A 21341-nucleotide genomic window follows, 5' to 3' on the forward strand; every position below is an offset into this window, starting at 1 on the left:
CGATACATTATGTACCGAAGGGTTTACCCCACCACTACTAACTGATTATCCAATAAACGTGCGCGTCCCAGCCATGCTGCAACCAAAATAACAATGTTTTTATTTTCTATATTGAAAGTTGTAGAGTCACTTACGACAGAACCCAGCGCTTCAGTTTTTACTTCTAGATAATCGATCGTAAAACCTGCATCACTAATGCGTGTACGCTTGTCTTTTAGTAATGATTCAAACGCTTGCTGACTAATACCACCACCTTTCAACTGCTCTGCCAAATCTTGTAGCTCTCGATGCAGTATAGGCGCAACTTGTCGCTCAGATTCGGTTAAGTATTGATTACGTGAGGAGAGCGCTAGCCCATCATCAGCACGAATAATAGGTGCACCAATAATCTCAATTGGGTAGCTCAAATCACGCACCAACTGCTTAATAATAGCCAGCTGCTGATAGTCTTTTTGGCCAAATATCGCCACATCTGGTTGCACAATGTTGAAAAGCTTAGAGACAACGATACCAACGCCATCAAAATGACCAGGACGTGATTGACCACATAGTTGGCTACTAATAGCGCCAGCTAATACAGTAGTCGGTGGTGGTAATACTGGGTACATCGCATCAACGCTTGGCGCAAACACATAATCTGCACCAACAGTGGTAAGCTTAGCCACATCCTCGTCTAGTGTACGCGGATAGCTATCAAAATCCTCACCCACACCGAACTGAGTAGGATTGACAAAAATACTAACGACGACGATATCCGCATGCTGTTTAGCAATTTTTACCAGCTCTAGATGACCCTGATGCAGATTGCCCATTGTTGGTACTAACGCAATATGCTGCTGACGGTCTTGTTTGTCAATTTGGTGACCACGATAAGGCTGAAGCGCTGCACGTAGTGATGGGATATCATGATAAATAATTGGAGACATGGTAGTTTTTCTTATATTTCAATATTCTGATATTTGAAAGCTCAAATAGATTAGCTAAATTGATGCTGTTCAGTTGGGAAACTGCGGTCACGTACTGATTGCTGATATAACGCAAAAGCCCCTTCAATACTATGTGCACTGTTACGCTCATCGGTCAAAAAGTCATGTACAAAACGTGGCACACGACCGTGTACCATGCCCAACATGTCATGCATCACCAGTACCTGACCATCAGTATCTGCGCCTGCACCGATGCCAATGACTGGTACAGCAACAGCATCTGTCACTGTTTTGGCAAGTGCTGCCGGCACACACTCTAGCACCAACAGCGCTGCACCAGCATCAACCACTGCCTTAGCATCAGCGAGCAATTTGTCAGCCGCTTCGTCACCGCGGCCTTGAATCTTATAGCCGCCAAAGACATTGACCGATTGCGGAGTCAAACCAAGATGTACACAAGTAGGCGTTCCTGCTTGCGCTAAAGTCGTCACCAATTCACAGAGCTCACTACCGCCTTCGACCTTAATCACATGTGCGCCTGCTTGCATCAATTGGCGGCTATTGGCAATGGCTTCTGGCAACGTCACATAACTCATGAACGGCAGGTCAGCCAATATCAAAGCGTGTTTATTACTACGGGCGATATTGGCTGTGTGATATGCCATATCATTGACGGTTACAGGTAGTGTTGAGTCATGACCTTGCACGACCATACCTAGACTATCACCAATCAAAATCGTATCGATCTGTGCCTTATCCATCATCCGTGCAAACATTGAGTCATAGCACGTCAAGCAAGTAAACTTAGTACCCTCTTTTTTAAATTTATTCAACGTAGATAATGTTGTCATATGACCCTCAATTAACTTGCAATGCCTTTAATTATCAATGTCTATCATTTTAGCTAGCGTTAGTGAGCTATCATAAAAAGTATCTGATACTTAATCAGTTATGATAAGCCACTGCAGATCAGTCGTTTTATAATAATTTTAAGCCTGTCCAATCATGACTTTGTGGGTAATCAGCTATTGGTGTTTCTACGATAGTCAAATGTGGCGCTAACTCTCGCAGTGGTATTAATACAAAATTACGCTCGCATAGTCCAACGTGCGGAACCGTTAGCTGTGGTTCGGCAATCTGCATATCACCATATAGTAAAATATCGACATCTAGACTACGCTCACCCCAGCGGCGCAAACGTGCCCGCTTGGCCATGCTCTCTAACTGCTGACAAAAACTAAGCAGCTCAAAAGGCGTCATTACCGTTTCAAACCCAGCAACCGCATTGATAAAGTCTGGCTGGTCTTGTGGACCCATTGGCGCTGACGCATAAAAAGAAGACACGCTAATTTCGCGTATTTTCTCACTCTTTTTCATGCTTTCAAGCGCTTGCTGCAAATGGTCTATAGGCGAGCCCAACTCATTAGATAGATTGCTACCTAGGCCCACATAACAGGTAACCCAGTGACTATCATTCATACTGTTATTCATATCAGGCACTTTCAGTACTAGGCTGACGGCGACGGCGTTTTGATGGCACAGGGCCTTTATCATCGGTCACTTTAACAGCAGGAGCTTGATTACTATCAACTTGCTCAGTCTTTGTTTTGACTGGTTTCTTGGCCTTTGTTGGTGTAGCCGCTTTCTTTGTCCCTTCACGCGCTACAGTTTTCGCTTCTGTAGTATCAGCTGGACTAGCTGATGTCGCTACTGACTTAGGTGCTTTTCTCGCATACTTCGCTGTTGATTGTTCTTTATCATTCTTACTTTGCAACTCGACACTATTTGTACTATCAACAGTAGGCTGACGACGGCGACGCTTGTGCGGAATCGGCTCGTTATTCATACTGACAAGCGCAGGCGATCTGGCGATTGAGCGAGTTGGTTTTACCTGATCAGATGATGCCTTAACCTCTGACGAATTAGCTTTAGACAACTGAGTACTATCTGAATGATCAGCTTTATCCGTTTGCACAGGTGCATTCTTGCGCTTCGGCTGCGATGCACTCTCAGCTGGCAGCTGCTTTTGTAGCGGTGGCACAACTTTTTCGTGCTCTATAACGAACAGTGGCGCAGGTTTAGAGTGATGGCGTTTGTTTGTCGCCTGGTTATTACTGGCAAGCGATAGCTGCTGTAGCTGCGCAAGCTCATTGCTATCTTGCTTTACCTGCTGCGTGTTGTATGCTGTGTTGTTACTGCTGTCATTTTTAGACTGACTGACAGCGCGACGACGGCGTGCTGGGATATTTGATGGGTCATTTACCATTGTCTGATCATTCCTACCTTTATCAGTACTAGTGTTGGCTTTACTTTGTTTTGCACTGTTCTGATTAGATGGTGAATGATCAGTGATATTTGCTTCTGGTTTTTGACGATTGCGTCCGCGGCTACGTTGCCCTTTTTTATAGGCACCGCGGCGAATATTTTCGTCGAACGCTTCAATCGCTTGCTGCTGCTCTCGTTCAGACAATGTCTGATACGTCTGCCACCACTCGCCCATGCCATTCGTCGACTCTGACAATGGATGCTCAGCATCACCGCATTGCTCACGCAATAATAAAAAGTCAAAACCCGCACGAAAGCGCGGATGCTCAGAGAGCTGAACGATTTGCTTGCTACGCGGAGCGGCAAGTTTTGGCTGCAATATCCAGATATCACGGATAAACTGCTCAGCAAATTTTGGAATAGCGGTTTTGATGCGTTGACGGTCGATGACTTTACCAGCGGCATGCATTTGTGCTTCAGCAAACGGCATATTGCGCTTTTTAGCTTTTGCCAATTGATGCAAATAGTTTTCCCACAATAGCGCCGCATAAAAGAACGCTGGATTGATGCTTTTGCCTGCCGCAATACGCTTGTCGGTATTGATGGCCACTTGATTGACTAAGGCGCTTGGCTCGGCTGGTGGATAAATGATGAGGCTATCGATCGCGCCAGATTCAAACAATAGTGGCAACAGTGGCACTAGATAGCCACCGGTAAACATCTTCTGTGTTTCATCGTAGAGACGATGTGGCGATATCTGCTCAAGCAGCGCCCAATTACCATCATGAAACTGATCGGATAACGCATCATCAAACTCAAAGCCCAATTTGGCTTTAAATCGTAGCGCACGTAATAGTCTTACTGGATCTTCTTCGATACGCACTGGCGCATGACCCAATAGACGAATAATTCTATTATCAATATCATCAAGCGCACCGCAGAAATCATGAACCACGCCTTTGAGCGGCTGATAATAAAGCGCGTTGATAGAAAAATCACGACGGGCAAAGTCTTGTTTGATATCGCCCCAGACATTGTCGCGCAGGATCATACCGTCTTGGTTGGTATTGGCATTGCTCGTTGGGGGTCCGCGAAACGTCGCCACTTCAATCAGCTCACGGCCAGAATACACATGTGCCAATTGGAAGCGGCGACCGATGATACGGCAACGCTTGCCAAAGACGTCTTTAATCTCGTTCGGCTTGGCATCAGTCACGGCGTCAAAGTCTTTTGGGCGCAGACCCAATAAGGTATCGCGCACACCACCACCAACAATATACGCATCAAACCCAGCTCGGGTCAATGTGGCAATCACTTCAGTAATGGAATTGGGTAATTCAGATTTGTTCAGTTCTAACTGCTTGGCGGCACGCTCGGCCATGCATCTACTCCTCGCCGGTATTCTTTAACCATCCCTGAATAACACAGCGTTTATCAGGCGGATGTACCCGCTAGTTTAACAAATTTTGCACGTGCTGGGTGTGTTATGACATTTACTTACATGCTATTTTGTCAATATTGGGATTGATTAATGCAAAATACCGCTATTAATCTTGCACACTTAAGCGTCTTCGATTTTTCTCAAGCGTTTTTGCACCAATACCTTTCACCTTTGCCAACTCATCTACTGTTTTGAATTCACCAAACATTTCACGATATAAAATAATCGCCTGGGCTTTACTGCTGCCAATACCATTCAGCGATACCAGCTCGCCTTCACTGGCAAGATTGATATTTACGGTGGCTTCATCTCGTGCCTGTATTTTGGCATTTTCTTGTGCCAACAGATAATTGTAAGCGCGCTGAGGGTTGTCAAAACAGGGAACAGCGTGGGCATTATTAAGCATCATCAGAGCGCATAAAAGACTAACAATAGACATTACTATGTAGCTGCTAGGCGAAATATAACTGTGAGACGAAATTTTATGATGAGCGTTCATGTTGTTTCGCCGCTTCCCACAATGCATCCATTTCGGTTATATCGCTGTCCTCCAAACGCTTACCACTTAATGCTAATTGCTCCTCAATATAACCAAAACGTGATTTAAATTTATGTACGCAGGTTAAGGTAGCGGCTTCTGCATCAAGGTTTAGTTTACGTGCGACATTGACGAGCGCAAACATGCAATCGCCTAATTCCTTTTCTACCTCTCTGATATTGGCTTTGATCTCGACTATAGATTTATCTGTTAGCTCATGCTTTAGCTCGGCAATCTCTTCGTCTAGCTTTTCGACGGCACCAGCAACACCCTCCCAATCAAAACCCAGCGTTGACGCTTGGTTTTGCACATCTTGTGCCTGCATTAAGGCACTACCCGCTTTCACTTGATCTAAGCGGCGTTTTGATTTGCCGCGTGCTTCGCGTGCCTGTTGCTCTTCCGCTTTAATTTCATCCCAGCGTATTTTTACTGCCGCATCATCTTTGAGCGTTTCGGCTTCAAATACATGAGGGTGACGGCGAACCAGCTTTTCTTGTAAAGTCGTAATGACATCACTCATATCAAAACGCCCTTGTTCAGCGTACATTTGACAATGAAAGATGACTTGTAACAGGACATCTCCCAGCTCACCTTTGATATCTTCATCATCATCGCTTTGCACTGCTTCGCCCAGCTCATAGGCTTCTTCAATGGCATACGGAATAAGGCTATGGTTGGTCTGTTTCCTATCCCATGGACAATCTGCTCGTAGACGGGCCATCAAAGCCAGTAAATCATCAAACTCACCGCTCGCTTCTGGTGTGCCTTGCACGGGCTTAGGTACGGTAATTTTATTGTCTAAAATACTCATAGGAAATACTCTTATATCTTATTTATCATGCCATTTTTTGGCTTGGTATAGCGTATAGTTTATCATTCTCGTATGTCAGTGTAGTACGAGGCTTAGTGATCGATCAGCATAAATCTGCGTCATACATATCGACATGTATCTAACTCATTGAGTAGTTAATGTATCATTGAACCCTGATTGGCTTATAATTATGCTATCTACTTTCTTATTTTATCATTGCTCATGCGCAAGGAATTTTATCATTATGTCGACTTCTGCGACCACCAGCTATCAGCCAGCCACGGAATTCAATGCTATTACCATCAACTCGTTTAAAGCCTATGATATACGCGGTGAGCTTGGCGTCAATCTCGATGAAGACATCGCCTACCGTATTGGTCGGGCTTTTGCTCAGATTTTATATCAGCGCTATCACGCAGCCATTGAAAATAAAACCAATGATATGGCAGATCTAAAACCAGCTATTGTCATTGGTAGTGATATTCGCCACTCTAGTGAGCAATTAAAACAAGCCGCTATCAGAGGCATCGTTGATGCAGGCGTCGATGTAATCGATTTGGGCATGAGTGGTACGGAAGAGGTGTATTTTGCCACCAGTTATTATCAGGCGCTAGGCGGTATTGAGGTGACTGCCAGTCACAACCCTATCAACTATAATGGTTTAAAACTGGTCAAAGAACATTCAAAACCTATCAGTGCGGATGACGGTTTGGCAGAGATTCAGGCATTGGCAGAATCAGGACAATTTGCCACTGACAATCAATCAGGACAGTTGCAATTATTGACTGATAAAAGTGCTTATATCGATCATGTCATGACTTTTATCGATACTGATAAACTAAAACCACTCAAACTGATTATTAACTCCGGCAATGGCAGCGCAGGTCCAGTCGTTGACTTGTTAATCAATAGACTGACGCAAGCTGGTGCACCCATTGAAATTATCACGTTGCATCATACGCCTGATGGTAGCTTCCCTAACGGTATTCCCAATCCAATGATTGAAGCCAATAGACTGGCGACCCAGCAAGCCGTACTAGAAAACAAAGCGGATCTTGGTATTGCCTTCGATGGTGACTTTGATCGCTGCTTTTTGTTTGACGAAAATGGCGTGTTCATTGATGGTAGCTACATCGTCGGTATGCTCGCTCAAGCATTTTTGAACAAATACCCGAATGAATCAATCGTGTATGATCCGCGCGTCGTATACAATACTGAAGCGGTTATCGAAGCATATGAGGGCAACGCGGTCATCAGTAAATCTGGACACTCATTTATCAAGCAAGTCATGCGCGAGTCAGGTGCAGTCTATGGTGGTGAGATGTCGGCCCATCACTATTTCCGTGACTTTTTCTATTGCGACAGCGGTATGATTCCTTGGCTACTGACCATTGAACTGCTATCCATCACAGGCAAGACCCTATCAGAATTGGTAACAGACTATATTCAGTCTTACCCCAGCTCAGGCGAGCTAAATTTCCGCCTGACTACGCACGATGCGCCAACCATCATCAGTGCCATTGAAGAAAAATTTAGTATCGACAATCCAACTAAATCTCTACTTGATGGTTTGAGTCTGAATTTTGGCGAGTGGCGCTTCAATTTGCGTGCTTCGAATACTGAGCCACTTATTAGGCTCAACATCGAAAGTTGCGGCAATCAGGCGCTATTGTCTGATAAAACTCAAGAAATTCAGCAATGGCTAGCAGCACAAGGTGCTGTACCAGCATAAAATCACAAAAACGCTCGCTAACCATCATTAGCGAGCGTTTTTGACAATGTATCTAAAAATATTAGCAATGTCTTTAAAACTATTTAGTCCGCCCAATACCCACATAGTCACCTATCAAGCTATCAATTTGTATGCGAGTGAAGGCGTTTTGGGCATCAAATATTGGCATGGCTTGCTGATTGATTTGATTTATATCCAGCCGGTCCCGCGGTGACCAACTGATCACAAAAACGGCCTGAGCCTCGTGGATCTGCTGATAAGGACTACTAATCAATTCAAGTAGGGGTTGATCATCATACAGCGCAGCAAGCTCAACTTGGGCTTTATCACTATATACTAATGTACGAATATTATAAGACCATAGTAAGGCTAATAACGGATGAATGGCTGAGCCCGCCGTACGGCCTGAGCCTGCTTTATAACTGCTGCCCCAGATCATGACGGTTTTATTATCGATAAAACCATCAAAATACTGCCAAAACTTGCGAAATATCAGCTCTTTTTGGTCTTCATTGATGTGTGCAATCGCGTGCAGTAGCGGCATATCCAAACTGTGGGTGTCGCTCGACTGCTGTAATTTGGTCAGCTCAGTTGGCAATGTATTGCCGCCAAACCCCCAGCCTGCTTGCAAATAGCTACCACCAACCCGCTCATCTAGGCCCATGATACGGCTGACTTGGCTAATATCCACTTGTTGACTATCGGCCAAGCGAGACATTTCATTCATAAAACTCACCCGGGTCGCGAGCATCGCCATGATACTGCTACGAGCAAACTCTATCGTTGCAATATCGGCATGGTGAGCAGCACGAGCATGCTGCATTAATGGGTTCAAGACGTCTAAATGTTGGCTGCTGTTCGCTGTTTTTTCGCCCAGCAACCATAATGCAGGGTTCAACATGGAATTATAAGCATCACCATCTTGTAAAAATACGAACGGAACATAATAAACCCAAGCGCGCTGTAAACGCTCAGATAGCGCTGAGATAGTCCCTAATTCCTCAATTCCGCTCATTATTACAGGTAGCGCCTGCTGATGGCTTTGATTAAAAGCCCGAATCCAACCATCTTCTGTCCACGCAGACTTAATACTGTCTAAAAACAACCAGTAAAGCGCCACTTTATTTTGATCATCACTATGAATGTTCTGACTGACGACGTGGCTGTCACCATGATTTGCCGTTTCATAATATTGTATTAACGTCTCTGCACTATCTGGCAATGCTTGACTCGTAATGACTTGCTGCTGTACATACATTTGCCATAGCGCTTGTAGATGATGCTCAAAGCTATATTGCTGTATCTGCTGAGCCAATAGATCCATATCGGCATACAGATGAACGCGTTGACCCAAACTTGCCAGCACCACGGCACTGGTAATCGCTTCGATACTATGGCCAACCAGCACACACACATTGGAACTGGTCAATGGGTTTGATGCAAATCCATTATAAGGCATACATTGATCGTTTGTAGCAGTCCCCATGAGTGTACCTTTTTTACATTATTGATTGATCAGTATTACTAAGACAGTTTTTTGATATGCTGTAATAACTGGTCGGTAGAAGTGTCAAATTGGCTGTGAGTCTCTTGCTGCATAGCGTCATGCACAGACTCTGCCATTTGCTTGCCCATCTCAACCCCCCATTGATCAAACGGATTGATATCCCAAATACTGGCCATCACGTAGACTTTATGCTCGTAGAGCGCAACCAGCGCACCCAAACTATGAGGCGTAAGCTCATCGATAAGCAAGGTAGTCGATGGTTGATTACCACGGTAATATTTGTATTTATCTGCACTGGATACCGTTTTTGCATCACTATTCGATGCCTCTGTGACAGCGGCATTGCCAAATGCCAAGACTCGACTTTGCGCTAAGCAGTTTGCTAAAGATAACTCATGCTGTTGTTGCAACGAGGCGTTTTGCACCTCGCCACTATAACGGCGTACACAAGCGATAAAATCACAGGAGACTTGCTGCGTGCCTTGATGTAGTAGCTGATAAAAGGCATGCTGAGCGTTTGAACCAATCTCGCCCCACAGAATTGGGCAAGTATCATAATCAATATGGTCGCCGTGCTGAGTGACCGACTTGCCATTACTTTCCATTTCAAGCTGGGTCAAGTAGCTAGGCAGATAGCCCAACCGTCCATCATAAGGCAATACGGTATGGGCATTCACCCTCAAAAACGTACTGTTCCATACAGCTAGCAGCCCTAGCAATACTGGTAAGTTATCTACAAAATCTGCCTGTGCAAAATGCTCATCCATACTGTGAGCACCACTTAGTAGCTCCCTAAACCTATTCATACCAACACGAATAGCAATGGCTAGCCCAATCGCTGACCACAAAGAAAACCGGCCTCCAACCCACTCCCAAAGCTCTAATTGATGCTCAGGATGTATCCCCCAAGCGCTCATCTTTTCACTATTGGCTGATATTCCAATAAAGTGCCGACGCAACACACTGTCTTCAGTACTAGCGCGCAGCGTCGCCGTCGCAAGTAACCAAGACAGTGCGGTTTTGGCATTAGATAAAGTATCAACCGTACCGAAGGATTTGGAAGAGATAATAAATAATGTGGTTTCAGGATTTAAATGTTTGAGCAAATTATCAAGCTGAGTGCCGTCCATATTAGAGACGAAATGTACACCGATTTCCGTATCTGCCCATTCATCAAGCGCAGCAGTCGCCATGAGCGGCCCAAGATCAGAACCACCAACGCCAATATTAACCACATCAGTGATGGCCTTACCTGAGAACCCTCGCCATGTGCCAGTACGAACACGCTCGGATAATCTCGCTACCTGTGCCAAACTATGATGTACATCGGCAACCACATCTTGCTTACCAACTTGTAGCTCTGCATTCTCAGGCAGACGTAGTGCTGTATGTAGGGCCGCACGTTCTTCACTATTGTTGACCATCGCCCCTTGCATCAATGCATCAATTCGAGCGGACAACTCACAGCTATCTGCTAGTCGCAATAAAGCGACCATAACCTGATCATCGACACACTGCTTGCTATAGTCCATGTACAGCGCACCAGCTTGCGCACTAAAGCGTGTCGCACGACTGTCATCTTGCGCGAATAAACTTGCCAGCGACCATGGCTGCGCCGCAAGCGTTTGCAACTGCTCCCAGTATTTGGAACGGCGAGCGCTATGATACTTCTTATCGTCCTTTATCTTATCCATCGCTATTTTTCATCTGCTAATTGCTGCTCGGCAAAATAGATAAACGCTTGCATATACGAACGCATGTCACCGGCATCATAACTGGCACCGCGCATCGTTGTCACATTCACACCATATTCGTTAATAAGCGCATCGATAGCATCAGTCAGTTGAATCTCACCACCGACTGAGGCTTCGGTATCAGCCAAATAATCAAAGATTTTATTATCAAATACGTAACGGCCCACTACGGCAAGTTTAGACGGTGCTTCTGCTAAGCTTGGCTTTTCTACAAAACCTGCCACGCCAAAGCTGGCATTAACGTCGCCAGATATCTCATCTATATGACTGGTATCGATAAGTTTGGCGATACCGTATTTGTGCACATCTTCGTCAGCAACTTCATTTACCAATATTTGCGAATGGCCGTCATGACTAAAAGCATCAATCATAAAGGCCAAATTATCAGCAGCCATATCAGTAGTAAACGGATCGAGAACGACATCAGGGAGCAATACAGCAAAATCATGCTCGCCAATGATAGGACGCGCAGCTAGTACTGCATGCCCCAAACCTAAGGCCTTACCTTGACGTATCATTGATACCGTTACATCCTCTGGTAGCCAATTTAAACTATCAGCCAGCTCATCTTTACCTTTATGACGTAATTGATTATCTAGCTCAGCATTGACATCGAAGTAGTTTTCAATCGCGCTTTTTTGTGCATGACCGACCAAGACAATATGCTTGATACCCGCAGCGATAGCCTCTTCGACCACATAATGGATAGCAGGACGATTGCCAAGCGGTAACAATTCTTTTGGCACAGATTTAGACAATGGCAGCATACGCGTACCAAAGCCTGCGACAGGGATAACGGCATGAGTGATTTTTTTCATAATAAGAGGACTGTTTTGAGAAAGTAGGTTAGGTAAAATAATGCTAACTTAGCAAATGCTTAGTAGATATTATAGCGATTTGGATTTGTACCTTGCTAATATCAAACGTCTCAGCAGATATACAGAAATTATCAGTTCAAGAACCCTGAATCAAAAATTACGAGCTATATCATTCAAAATAGCATGTTTATGAAAACTAATACAATCTTTATAAGTAATGGCCAATATCTCGCTTTTCATAGGATTTTCAGATATAAAAAAACACCCCATTGTAGGGGTGTCTTCTTAACATTTCAATATAGTTTTAGTAGTTTCACTATAGACTAATGTCTATCTTACCAGCCAGTAACTTCTTTTAGTTTGTCGCCAAGCTTAGATGGGTCACGTGTGTACGCGATACCAGCATCTTCAAACGCTTTGAATTTCTCTTCAGCAGTACCTTGACCACCAGAGATGATAGCGCCAGCATGGCCCATACGCTTGCCTTCTGGAGCGGTAACACCAGCGATATAACCAACCACTGGCTTAGTGACGTGGTCTTTGATGTAAGCAGCAGCTTCCTCTTCAGCAGTACCACCGATCTCACCAATTAGGATGATTGCTTCAGTTTGTGGATCAGCTTCAAACAGTTTTAGCGCGTCAATCTGGTTCATACCAGGGATAGGGTCACCACCGATACCGATACACGTTGACTGACCGAAACCAAGCTTAGTTGTCTGAGCAACCGCTTCATAAGTCAACGTACCGGAGCGTGAGATAATGCCCACTTTACCTGGCTGATGGATGTGGCCTGGCATGATACCAATTTTACATTCGCCTGGCGTGATAACGCCTGGGCAGTTAGGACCAACCAAACGCACATCGCCTGCTTCTTCAAGATAGCGTTTTGCTTTTAGCATATCGATAGTTGGTACGCCTTCAGTGATCACAACGATCAACTTAACGCCAGCATCGATGGCTTCAACGATAGAGTCTAGTACGAATGGTGCTGGTACATAGATAACAGAAGCGTCAGCTTGAGTCGCTTCCATGGCTTCCGCCATTGTGTTAAACACTGGTAAGCCTAGGTGCGTTTGACCGCCTTTACCTGGGGTTACGCCGCCAACTACTTTGGTGCCGTATTCGATGGCTTGTTCTGAATGGAACGTACCGTTTTTACCAGTAAAACCTTGTACCAATACTTTGGTATCTTTATCGATTAATACACTCATTATATTTTCCTTGTATTCGGTTGTCTTGTAATGATGGCAGCAGGCTTCAGCTGTCATTAGCATTTCAATATGCCACTGCCGTCATTACGCTTTGGCTATTACGCTTTAACAGCGTCGACAATTTTTTGCGCGGCATCAGAAAGACCTTGAGCTGAAATTAATTTCAGACCAGACTCTTCTAAGATCTGCGCGCCTTTCTCAGCATTGTTACCTTCTAAACGCACGACCACAGGAACTTGTACATCAACTTCTTTTACTGCAGCAATAATCGCTTCTGCAATCATGTCACAGCGTACGATGCCGCCGAAAATGTTGATTAGTACGCCTTCAACACTGCTGTCTTCAAGGATAATTTTGAACGCTTCAACAACGCGATCTTTGGTTGCGCCGCCGCCAACATCCAAGAAGTTAGCAGGCTTGCCGCCATACAATTTGATGATGTCCATGGTCGCCATGGCAAGACCAGCACCGTTAACCATACAACCGATGTTACCTTCTAGAGCAACATAGTTTAGGTCAAACTCAGCCGCTTTAAGCTCACGCTCGTTTTCTTGAGTTTTATCCTGTAGTGCTGCGATTTTTGGCAGACGATATAGGGCGTTTGAGTCGATGCCAATTTTGCCATCAACACAAACGATTTCGCCATTTTCACGAACAGCTAATGGGTTGATTTCCATCAATGCAAAGTCATTTTCAACAAATGCTTTATAGGCGCCAGTCATCAATTTAACAAATTGATTGATTTGCTTGCCTTCTAGACCAAGTTTGAACGCAACGTCGCGCGCTTGGAAAGGCATTAAACCAACTAAAGGATCAACGTGTACTTTGAAGATTTTTTCTGGTGTGTTGTGCGCTACTTCTTCGATATCTACGCCGCCTTCGGTAGATGCCATGAAAGTCACGCGACGAGTCGCACGGTCAACAACAGCGCCAAGATATAGCTCAGTTTGTACTGGATACATATCTTCTGCAACCAATACAAAGTTGACTGGCTGACCATCAGCATCAGTTTGGAACGTTACTAAGTTAGTACCGATCAGCTCTTCAGCAACTTGCTTGGCTTCTTCACGAGTTTTAACCAGTTTTACGCCACCCGCTTTACCACGGCCACCAGCATGTACTTGCGCTTTGATTACCGCGATATCCGTTGGGGTTTTATCAAAAGCTGCAGCAGCTTCGTCGCCGTTATGAGCGATGATGCCTTCTTGAATTGGCAATCCGTAGCTTTTTAATAGCTCTTTTGCTTGATACTCATGTAAATTCATTGATTGTATCCTTTATTTTTTACAATTAATAAAAAGTGAAATCAAGTGCGCACATATACATATGAATCATACGTCTGACGCACTCATGATTGTGGCATCACCAAAATAGCGATACCCCAATCAGGTTGTAAATCGATAATAATTAAACGAGCAACTGCTTATTTCTTACGCTTTTTGCGCTGGATAGCGTGGATAGCACGGCCATCTGCAGATAGCGCCGCTTCATGCACTGCTTCTGAAATCGTTGGATGCGCAAATGTCATCAGCTGCAAGTCTTCAATACTAGAGACAAATTCCATTGCGATCATACCTTGATGGACGATATCACCCGCGCCAGCAGAGATCGCATGCATACCTAGCAGGCGATCAGTCTTAGCATCAGCAACAACTTTGATAGAGCCTTGTGCTTCACTCTGAGCCAATGCACGACCGTTAGCAGCTAAATTGAAAGAGCCGGTCTTCACTTCGTAGCCAGCTTCTTCAGCTTCTTGCTCAGTCAAACCTACCCATGCAATTTCTGGGTGAGTATAAATGACATTGATGATAGTATCATAGTTAACTTGAGGTTTTTCGCCATGAATACGCTCAACAGCCATCATGCCCTCTTCCATCGCTTTATGCGCAAGCATTGGACCACGGACCAAATCACCGATCGCATAAACGCCATCAAGATTGGTTTTACACTGATCATTGACATCGATAAGACCACGTTCGGTCAACGTGATACCGCTGTCCTCACCAAGTAGCTTTTCAGAATAAGCACGGCGACCAACACAAACGATTAGCTTGTCAAAGCTCTCCTCGCTCGATTCGCCATTGCTTTCGCTAGTGACGACAACTTGATCACCTTGTACTTCAGCATTGGTGACTTTGGTATCAACGCGGATATCAAGACCTTGCTTTTTGAGCATTTTGCCGGCTTCTTTTGAGATGTCTTTGTCAGCAGCAGCTAGGAAACTAGGAAGTGCTTCATATACGACGACCTCGCTACCCAGACGACGCCATACTGAGCCAAGCTCAAGACCGATAACACCCGCGCCAATAACGCCTAGGCGCTTAGGTACTTCAGTGAAATCAAGCGCGCCAGTTGAATCAACAATACGGTCACCGTCAGTTTTGGCAACAGGGATTTCGATGGGCACTGAGCCTGCCGCTAGGATGACGTTTTTGGCAGTGATGGTGGTTTCACTGTCATCGCTTAGGGCGGTGAATTTGATTTGCTTGTCCGCGCCTTTACCGTCAACAAGAGTACCCCAGCCTTGTAGCCAGTCTACGCCGTTACCTTTTAGTAGTGCAGCAACACCGCCAGTCAACTGTTTTACGATGCCTTCTTTACGAGCAATCATCTGCTCGATATCGATAGCCACATCACCAGTGCTGATACCGTGCTCGCCAAGGTCGTGTTTGGTGGCTTCATAACGATGTGAGCTGTCAAGCAAGGCTTTTGATGGGATACAACCGACATTTAAGCAAGTACCGCCAAGTGCTGGCTCGCCTTTATAAACGCGCTTTTCGATACAAGCAACACTCATACCGAGCTGGCCTGCACGAATCGCTGCTTCGTAACCACCAGGACCGCCGCCGATGACGACTAAATCATAATTGTCTTTCATAGTACGTTCCTATTTTTAATTTTATGTGTTATTTAAACTGGTTTTTTTACCAAACGCTCAGCATTGTCTACACTTGATAGCTAATACGCTATGTCCGTGATAGAAACTCACTTATCGATCACTGAGCGTCAGTCACCATTATTAAATTCTTTTTTAATATAATTAGCAGCAAATCAGTTGCTGCTTATCAGGTAGAGCTATTATCTGTACCAAAGCTAAAAAGCTTGTATCAGCGGTTGCCAATACAAGCTTAGAAGCTTACAAGTCTAGTAGCAACATAGCTGGGTCTTCGACCAACTCTTTGATAGTTACTAGGAACTGTACCGCTTCTTTACCATCGATCATACGGTGGTCATAAGATAACGCCAAGTACATCATTGGCAAGATTTCAACTTTACCGTCGACCGCCATTGGGCGCTCGTTGATCGCATGCATACCTAGGATGGCAGTTTGCGGTGGGTTCAAGATAGGGGTTGACATCAATGACCCAAATACACCGCCGTTTGAGATAGTGAATGTACCACCCGTCATCTCGTCTAGACCAAGCTTGCCTTCTTGCGCCTTGCTACCGTATTCACGGATTTTGGCTTCGATGTCCGCCATACCCATACGGTCAGTATCACGCAGTACAGGAACGACCAGACCACGATCTGATGATACGGCTACACCGATATCATAAAAACCGTGATAAACAATATCATCGCCATCTAGTGAGGCATTGACTGCTGGGAAACGTTTCAGTGCTTCTGTCGCTGCTTTTACAAATAACGACATAAAGCCTAAACGTACGCCATGACGCTTTTCGAACTTCTCTTTGTACTTAGCACGCATGTCCATCAATGGCTTCATGTTCACTTCGTTAAACGTCGTCAACATCGCGGTATCTTGTGATGCTGATAATAGACGCTCAGCAACACGCTTACGCAAGCGAGTCATCGGTACGCGTTTTTCAGTACGCTCACCCATTGATTCGGCAACTGGACGACCGCTGTCAGATTTGATGCTGCTGTCTGATTTTAGTGTTGGGTTAGCCATATCTGTTTTGGTGACACGACCACCGCGGCCACTACCTTCCACATCTTTAGGATCAACGCCAGACTCTTTTGCCGCTTTACGGACGGCTGGGCTTTGATCTTTGTGATCTTCTTCGTCTTTTTTGTCAGTGACTTGTACTGGCTCGCCACCATCAGCAGCTTGTTTTGGCTGTACTGGCGCAGCGGGTTGATCTGTCTCTACCGCTGGTGCTTCACCGGCACTTGCGCCTGCTTCAAATTCAGCAATCAGCTCGTCGGACAATACAGTATCATCAACGTTTTTGACGATTTTGGTCAATACACCGTCATCTGGTGCAACGACTTCTAGTACCACTTTATCAGTTTCGATTTCAGCTAATAGGTCGTCACGACTTACTTGTTGACCTTCAGTGACATGCCATTCAACGATTGTGCCATCGGCAACCGATTCTGGAAAAACGGGGGCTTTGATGTCAGCCATCGATATACTCCTTAGATTTGGATATTCATACTTATTATTAAGTCGTGATAGGCAGTCAGTAGCATTCTAGTGATGCTACTTAGGTTGTACTAAAAGATACTGACTGTCATCGCCTGATTCATTTATCTTCTATAGTCTTTGAATTAGATAATCTGTTACTGAGACAACTCATCAATACTGATACCAAGACCACCAGCAATTAATGCTTGTTGTTGCTGTGCATGCAGTTTTGGAGATCCTGTTGCAGGTGCTGCACTAGCAGGACGTGCCACGGGCTCCATAACTTTTGCTTTGGTTGGATGCGGTACGACAATACGGAACATATGCGGTGCTAAGTAGTACCAAGCGCCCTGATTCAATGGCTCTTCTTGCGTCCATACAATCTCGGTCAAGTTGCTGTATTTCTCAATCTCAGCGACCAAACGTTGCTCTGGTAGCGGATATAGCTGCTCGATACGGACGATAGCAACATGATCGAGACCTAATGCACGACGCTGTTCTAGTAGATCATAATAAACCTTACCACCACATAGCACCATACGAGTCACTTTATCTGCGTTGTGATCGTCCATCTCTGGCAATACCGTTTCGAACTTACCGTTAGCAAGCTCTTCTAAATGAGAAGTTGCTAGCTTGTGACGCAATAAACTCTTCGGTGACATAACGATCAACGGCTTACGGATCGGACGTACCGCTTGACGACGCAAGGCATGATAAATCTGTGCAGGAGTCGTTGGCGTGATGACTTGCATATTGTCTTCAGCACATAGCTGTAAGAAGCGCTCAAGGCGAGCAGATGAATGCTCAGGGCCTTGACCTTCAAAACCATGCGGTAACAACATCGTCAAACCACAGACACGTTGCCACTTGGTCTCACCACTTGAGATGAACTGGTCAATGACGACTTGAGCACCGTTCACAAAGTCACCAAACTGAGCTTCCCAAACAATCAAGGCATTCGGTACTGTCGTAGCATAGCCATATTCAAAGGCCAATACCGCTTCTTCTGATAATAACGAGTTATAAGTAGCAAAACGTGCTTGTTTCTCGCTCAAATGAGCAAGTGGCACATACATGCTGCCATCATTAACATTGTAGATTTCAGTATGACGATGTGAGAATGTACCACGGCCGACATCTTCACCAGTAATACGTACCAAGACATCATCGTTATCAACTAATGATGCATAGGCTAATGTCTCAGCGGCACCCCAGTTCAGAGGCTCTTCGCCTGTTTGCATGGCTAGACGCTGCTCAACAACCTTTTGAACCTGACGCTGTAGCTTGTAGCCTTCTGGCATCTCAGCCATACGGCGTCCATACCCTTTGAGCTTTTCGATATCAACACTGGTATCCCAATCGTCAACCAAGTCATGACCTAGATAAGGCTTCCAGTCTACAAATAGCTGCTCGTTAGGCTCTTGAACCAGTGAGCTGACAACGTAATCGCCACGGTCTAAAGATTCACGATAATTATCTTCATACTGTTTTTCTTCTTCAGTATTTAAGATACCTTCTGCGATGAGCTTTTGTGCATAAAGGGTACGTGTCGTTGGCAATTTCTTAATAACTGCATACATCAATGGCTGAGTGGCTGAAGGCTCATCTGCCTCGTTGTGACCGTTGCGACGGTAGCAGAACAAGTCAATAATGATGTCTTTATCAAACTGATGACGATAGTCTAAGGCTAATTGAGCCGCGAAAACGACTGATTCAGGATCATCACCATTCACGTGTAGGATTGGTGCATGTACCATTTTTGCGACATCAGTACAATATTCGGTTGAACGAACATCTTCTTGACGGCTAGTGGTAAAGCCAACTTGGTTATTGATAACGATATGTACAGTACCGCCAGTGGTATAAGCACGGGTCTGTGACATTTGGAAGGTTTCTTGAACCACACCCTGTCCAGCAAAAGCCGCATCACCATGGATAACGATTGGTAATACTGAGTTGCCACCAGTATTATCTAATGACGGCTGATCATTACGGCGCACTTGACGTGCACGTACTGAGCCTTGTAATACTGGTGCAACGATTTCAAGATGCGATGGGTTAAATGCTAAGGCTAAATGCGCTTCACCACCTGGGGTCATCACGTTAGATGAAAAACCATTGTGATACTTAACGTCGCCTGAGCCTTTTTCTGGCTGCACTTTACCGTCAAACTCATCAAATAAGTCTGCAGGGTTTTTGCCCAAAATATTGACCAACACGTTTAGACGTCCACGGTGAGCCATACCAATGACCATCTCTTTTGTACCATAGCCACCAGCACGTTGGATGATTTCATTGACTGCAGGTATGAAACTCTCACCACCTTCTAGACCAAAACGCTTAACGCCTGTATATTTACGCGCCAAATATTTTTCTAGACCTTCGGCAGCTGTTAGACGCTCAAGAATAGACAAACGCTTTTCTTTGTCAAACTTGATATAGCCTAGATTGCTTTCTACATACTCTTCCATCCAGCGTTTTTCAGTGCTGGTGGTCACATGCATATACTCAATACCGATATGGCGGCAGTAAACACGCTCCATGATCTCGATAATTTCACGTAATGGTGCTTCGTCTTTACCGATCACTAAATCATTGGTTGGGAATACAGTATCAAGGTCGGCTTCTGATAGGTTGTGATAAGCTAGGGTCAAATCTTCCACTTCTGCACGTGGATGTAAGTTCAATGGATCTAGCTTGGCGCGGCGGTGACCACGGCGGCGGTATGCGGAGATGAGTTGCTGTACACCCATTTGCTTTGGATCAGTACAGTTGTCTGAATTACTACTACTTGTACCGGTACTTTCGTTACTCGATTTGTTCGCCGTTTGATTGCGGGCAAGTAACAAAAATTGGTCTTTAATAGCATTATGCTGAGCATCATTTGACGATTTGTACTGTTCGAAGTACGCTTGCCAATCTGTGTCAACACTATCAGGGTCCGTTAGGTATTGCTCATAAAGAGCTTCTATATAGCTGGCATTATCGGCGGCCAGTTCAGTATGTCCTTGGTCCGCTTTTTCTTTGGTTATACTATTCATAATAATCGTCTATTTGATAGATAAATGAATGGAATCGTGCTTATTATGGTGTCAGTCGTTGTATGCTAGGCGTTTAGACAATTCGTCATACCCCATTGAATACAGTTCGATAAAACCCTTTATCCCTAAGTATTGCCGTCACTATAGAATATTGCTGTCATTGTCTAAAAGAGCAAGTAATGCTAAATAGTGATAACAAGTCTTATTGCAACACCTATGTTAAAAATAAATTTATTTGTGAACACTCAGTTTTCTGATCTAGCTCGTTTCACAACATTAATTTATATATACTTCTTTTAGCCATAACCAATTCATCAATGATAAATTATTAATAAATGGTCAATATTTCAGCTAGCCTATAAACTGGCTATTATCGCTGAAATATCCGCTATTTGCTAACAAATCTTATCGTTTCAGATAAACATGCATTGCTGTATAGAATATCATGAGCGTTTTTTGCGATATAGTTTGTTTGTTCAATACTAAGTATTTACGTAATGAATATCTATTATCAATTATAGAAGCATCGTTATTGTATACATAACGTTTTATTGTATTAATACAATAGCCCGTATAGATGCTACTTTTGATGCATTGGAAACAAACTTCGCAATGTTTGATCAAGTTCAGGATGTAATTATACCAAACTTTACGTGTATCTGATTGTATAGATTGACTGTTTATATAATATGTCTTCTTACATATGGTCAACGTATCGCCCGTACGGATTTACGGATAGACTAACGTCCTATTATTAACCAGTGTACTAGACTTCTTTTTCTACCTATCCGGCAGGATTGTTCATCACTACCAATAGAAGCCCACTTTAAACAATAGTAATCAGAAAATTAACACTACTATAATCAGTGATTTTGACTAACAAAAACACCACCTAATGAATAGGTGGTGTTTTTGTTAGTCAATA

General features: G+C 44.3%; 15 protein-coding genes. 1 reads left to right on the forward strand and 14 read right to left on the reverse strand.

Annotated features, from left to right (window positions below; all coding sequences use genetic code 11):
- Positions 1 to 23 precede the first annotated feature (23 nt).
- From panC to mazG, 6 genes are all read right to left on the reverse strand, one after another.
- Positions 24 to 926 carry a pantoate--beta-alanine ligase gene (panC, locus tag AC58CZ_RS08950; RefSeq protein WP_494224274.1) on the reverse strand — a complete coding sequence of 301 codons (903 nt, stop codon included), beginning with the start codon at positions 924 to 926 and terminating at the stop codon, positions 24 to 26.
- 50 nt (positions 927 to 976) lie between these two features.
- Complete coding sequence (gene panB, locus AC58CZ_RS08955; protein ID WP_494224273.1) at positions 977 to 1777, reverse strand: 3-methyl-2-oxobutanoate hydroxymethyltransferase; 801 nt, start codon at positions 1775 to 1777, stop codon at positions 977 to 979.
- 127 nt (positions 1778 to 1904) lie between these two features.
- A complete protein-coding gene (folK, locus tag AC58CZ_RS08960; protein ID WP_494224272.1) occupies positions 1905 to 2417 on the reverse strand; it encodes a 2-amino-4-hydroxy-6-hydroxymethyldihydropteridine diphosphokinase in 513 nt (170 codons plus the stop codon).
- Between the two features lies 1 nt (position 2418).
- On the reverse strand, positions 2419 to 4572 hold the full coding sequence (gene pcnB, locus AC58CZ_RS08965) for a polynucleotide adenylyltransferase PcnB (RefSeq protein WP_494224271.1): 2154 nt from the start codon (positions 4570 to 4572) through the stop codon (positions 2419 to 2421).
- A gap of 166 nt (positions 4573 to 4738) precedes the next feature.
- Positions 4739 to 5041, reverse strand: coding sequence for a helix-hairpin-helix domain-containing protein (locus AC58CZ_RS08970; RefSeq protein ID WP_494224270.1), 303 nt, complete (start codon positions 5039 to 5041; stop codon positions 4739 to 4741).
- A gap of 73 nt (positions 5042 to 5114) precedes the next feature.
- Entirely contained in the window at positions 5115 to 5981 is an 867-nt protein-coding gene (gene mazG / locus AC58CZ_RS08975; protein ID WP_494224269.1) for a nucleoside triphosphate pyrophosphohydrolase, read from the reverse strand.
- 244 nt (positions 5982 to 6225) lie between these two features.
- Between mazG and AC58CZ_RS08980 the strand changes: the two genes are divergently transcribed.
- A complete protein-coding gene (locus tag AC58CZ_RS08980) occupies positions 6226 to 7713 on the forward strand; it encodes a phosphohexomutase domain-containing protein (RefSeq protein WP_494224268.1) in 1488 nt (495 codons plus the stop codon).
- 79 nt (positions 7714 to 7792) lie between these two features.
- Here AC58CZ_RS08980 and AC58CZ_RS08985 read toward each other — a convergent pair whose 3' ends face one another.
- The 8 genes from AC58CZ_RS08985 to AC58CZ_RS09020 all read right to left on the reverse strand — a co-directional run bounded on the left by AC58CZ_RS08985 (position 7793) and on the right by AC58CZ_RS09020 (position 20416).
- Positions 7793 to 9199 (reverse strand): UDP-glucose/GDP-mannose dehydrogenase family protein, encoded by a 1407-nt coding sequence (locus AC58CZ_RS08985; protein ID WP_494224267.1) that lies wholly within the window; start codon positions 9197 to 9199, stop codon positions 7793 to 7795.
- A 38-nt stretch (positions 9200 to 9237) separates the two neighbouring features.
- Positions 9238 to 10914, reverse strand: a complete 1677-nt coding sequence (gene pgi, locus AC58CZ_RS08990; RefSeq protein ID WP_494224266.1) for a glucose-6-phosphate isomerase — start codon at positions 10912 to 10914, stop codon at positions 9238 to 9240.
- 2 nt (positions 10915 to 10916) lie between these two features.
- Positions 10917 to 11792, reverse strand: a complete 876-nt coding sequence (locus tag AC58CZ_RS08995) for a sugar phosphate nucleotidyltransferase (protein WP_494224265.1) — start codon at positions 11790 to 11792, stop codon at positions 10917 to 10919.
- Positions 11793 to 12127: 335 nt separating this feature from the next.
- Positions 12128 to 13003 carry a succinate--CoA ligase subunit alpha gene (gene sucD, locus AC58CZ_RS09000; RefSeq protein WP_058023974.1) on the reverse strand — a complete coding sequence of 292 codons (876 nt, stop codon included), beginning with the start codon at positions 13001 to 13003 and terminating at the stop codon, positions 12128 to 12130.
- Between the two features lie 98 nt (positions 13004 to 13101).
- On the reverse strand, positions 13102 to 14268 hold the full coding sequence (gene sucC, locus AC58CZ_RS09005) for an ADP-forming succinate--CoA ligase subunit beta (RefSeq protein ID WP_058023973.1): 1167 nt from the start codon (positions 14266 to 14268) through the stop codon (positions 13102 to 13104).
- A 158-nt stretch (positions 14269 to 14426) separates the two neighbouring features.
- The gene (gene lpdA, locus AC58CZ_RS09010; protein WP_494224264.1) at positions 14427 to 15881 is read right to left on the reverse strand and encodes a dihydrolipoyl dehydrogenase; all 1455 of its coding nucleotides are present in this window, start codon (positions 15879 to 15881) and stop codon (positions 14427 to 14429) included.
- A gap of 258 nt (positions 15882 to 16139) precedes the next feature.
- Positions 16140 to 17375, reverse strand: a complete 1236-nt coding sequence (gene odhB, locus AC58CZ_RS09015; protein WP_494224263.1) for a 2-oxoglutarate dehydrogenase complex dihydrolipoyllysine-residue succinyltransferase — start codon at positions 17373 to 17375, stop codon at positions 16140 to 16142.
- A gap of 155 nt (positions 17376 to 17530) precedes the next feature.
- Positions 17531 to 20416: a 2-oxoglutarate dehydrogenase E1 component gene (locus tag AC58CZ_RS09020; protein WP_494224262.1), complete on the reverse strand. Its 2886-nt coding sequence runs from the start codon at positions 20414 to 20416 to the stop codon at positions 17531 to 17533.
- Between the last annotated feature and the right edge of the window lie 925 nt (positions 20417 to 21341).

Source organism: Psychrobacter sp. CR212 (genome assembly GCF_059693765.1).

What these genes read in the sequence shown, in the direction of transcription:
- AC58CZ_RS08985 (WP_494224267.1), bottom strand. Translation starts at nt 9,199, where the DNA reads ATGGGGACTGCTACAAACGATCAATGTATGCCTTATAATGGATTTGCA.
- pcnB (WP_494224271.1), bottom strand. Translation starts at nt 4,572, where the DNA reads ATGGCCGAGCGTGCCGCCAAGCAGTTAGAACTGAACAAATCTGAATTA.
- AC58CZ_RS08980 (WP_494224268.1), top strand. Translation starts at nt 6,226, where the DNA reads ATGTCGACTTCTGCGACCACCAGCTATCAGCCAGCCACGGAATTCAAT.
- sucD (WP_058023974.1), bottom strand. Translation starts at nt 13,003, where the DNA reads ATGAGTGTATTAATCGATAAAGATACCAAAGTATTGGTACAAGGTTTT.
- panC (WP_494224274.1), bottom strand. Translation starts at nt 926, where the DNA reads ATGTCTCCAATTATTTATCATGATATCCCATCACTACGTGCAGCGCTT.
- lpdA (WP_494224264.1), bottom strand. Translation starts at nt 15,881, where the DNA reads ATGAAAGACAATTATGATTTAGTCGTCATCGGCGGCGGTCCTGGTGGT.
- AC58CZ_RS08970 (WP_494224270.1), bottom strand. Translation starts at nt 5,041, where the DNA reads ATGATGCTTAATAATGCCCACGCTGTTCCCTGTTTTGACAACCCTCAG.
- odhB (WP_494224263.1), bottom strand. Translation starts at nt 17,375, where the DNA reads ATGGCTGACATCAAAGCCCCCGTTTTTCCAGAATCGGTTGCCGATGGC.
- panB (WP_494224273.1), bottom strand. Translation starts at nt 1,777, where the DNA reads ATGACAACATTATCTACGTTGAATAAATTTAAAAAAGAGGGTACTAAG.
- AC58CZ_RS09020 (WP_494224262.1), bottom strand. Translation starts at nt 20,416, where the DNA reads ATGAATAGTATAACCAAAGAAAAAGCGGACCAAGGACATACTGAACTG.
- pgi (WP_494224266.1), bottom strand. Translation starts at nt 10,914, where the DNA reads ATGGATAAGATAAAGGACGATAAGAAGTATCATAGCGCTCGCCGTTCC.
- mazG (WP_494224269.1), bottom strand. Translation starts at nt 5,981, where the DNA reads ATGAGTATTTTAGACAATAAAATTACCGTACCTAAGCCCGTGCAAGGC.
- folK (WP_494224272.1), bottom strand. Translation starts at nt 2,417, where the DNA reads ATGAATAACAGTATGAATGATAGTCACTGGGTTACCTGTTATGTGGGC.
- sucC (WP_058023973.1), bottom strand. Translation starts at nt 14,268, where the DNA reads ATGAATTTACATGAGTATCAAGCAAAAGAGCTATTAAAAAGCTACGGA.
- AC58CZ_RS08995 (WP_494224265.1), bottom strand. Translation starts at nt 11,792, where the DNA reads ATGAAAAAAATCACTCATGCCGTTATCCCTGTCGCAGGCTTTGGTACG.